The sequence below is a fragment of the Alkalihalophilus lindianensis genome (assembly GCF_032843265.1).
Classification (GTDB): Bacteria; Bacillota; Bacilli; order Bacillales; family Bacillaceae_D; genus Alkalihalophilus; species Alkalihalophilus lindianensis.
The window spans coordinates 1-271 of the sequence record NZ_JAWJBA010000340.1 but is presented as its reverse complement, the minus strand read 5'-3'; the positions used below and the strand labels follow the sequence as shown (position 1 = coordinate 271).

The following is a 271-nucleotide window of genomic DNA, read 5'->3' as shown; positions in this document are numbered from 1 at the left end:
CCTCCATTCTCTATTCTTTTCTAATACTTAATTTTTGAACCGTTAAATAAATTAGAATGATTGACCAAAGAACAGTAACTACTATATGAATAAATATTTCTGAACCTTGACCTGTAATAATTTGATTCATTGCTTCAGCAGATATTGTAGATGGCAACAAAAGATCAAGTATACGATTCCAGCCCTTCATCATATGAATCATAAACAAAATACCAATAGAGCTAATGGCAAGAATAGCTGTTTGTTTAAATACGGCACTCATTAATAAAAC

Annotated in this window: 1 protein-coding gene; it reads right to left on the bottom strand. The window is 30.3% G+C overall.

Annotated features, from left to right (window positions below; genetic code table 11):
* Positions 1 to 10 precede the first annotated feature (10 nt).
* Positions 11 to 271: hypothetical protein (locus tag RYX56_RS22495; protein ID WP_317124140.1), on the bottom strand; the 261-nt coding region annotated here is incomplete at its 5' end.